This window comes from Sulfuricurvum sp. RIFCSPLOWO2_12_FULL_43_24, assembly GCF_001829605.1.
Taxonomy (GTDB): domain Bacteria; phylum Campylobacterota; class Campylobacteria; order Campylobacterales; family Sulfurimonadaceae; genus Sulfuricurvum.
Genome location: NZ_MIBT01000049.1, coordinates 50,850 through 51,314, shown reverse-complemented (window position 1 = coordinate 51,314; position 465 = coordinate 50,850). Strand labels below are relative to the sequence as shown.

At 37.8% G+C, this 465-nt stretch carries 1 protein-coding gene and 1 pseudogene; both read right to left on the bottom strand.

All coding sequences use genetic code 11. From position 1 onward, the window contains the following. Window positions 1–91: 91 nt before the first annotated feature. A complete protein-coding gene (locus tag A3G19_RS05045) occupies window positions 92–376 on the bottom strand; it encodes a type II toxin-antitoxin system RelE/ParE family toxin (protein WP_294870921.1) in 285 nt (94 codons plus the stop codon). Then, a pseudogene (locus A3G19_RS12130) lies at window positions 366–465 on the bottom strand (antitoxin); the annotation flags it as partial. The pseudogene A3G19_RS12130 and the gene A3G19_RS05045, both read right to left, overlap by 11 nt.

Below are 465 nucleotides of genomic sequence, written 5' to 3'. Positions count from 1 at the left end.
AGGCGGATAAATGCTAAGATATTGGGGATATTGAACAAAAATGACCTGCAATCTATTTAATTTTCGTGATTATAGCTAAAATGGGTATATATCATGTTCGAGAGTGTAATAAATTGTACACTTTATTATTTTCTCTTTTCCCGATTGCAAGGACAAGAATAACGATGGCTTCGTCTTTGACTTCGTAAGCGAGTCGGTATCCTGCTGTTTTGAGTTTGATCTTATAAACTGATTCAAATCCGCTCAGTTTGTCTTTGGGAACTTTTGGATTTTCGAGCCGTTGTTTGAGCTTTTTTTTGAACTGCTCTTTGATGGTTGCTCCCAGATCATTCCACTCTTTGAGTGCGGCGGGATGAAATTCTAAATCATAAGTCATCGAGTGATACTTTGATCGGAGTAAAGCTCTCTTTCATTCGGTTTTGTACCTCTTTGGAGAGGAGATAATCATCCAACATCTCCATGAGT

Coding starts and splice junctions, on each gene's coding strand:
- A3G19_RS05045 (WP_294870921.1), bottom strand. CDS start 376: ATGACTTATGATTTAGAATTTCATCCCGCCGCACTCAAAGAGTGGAAT.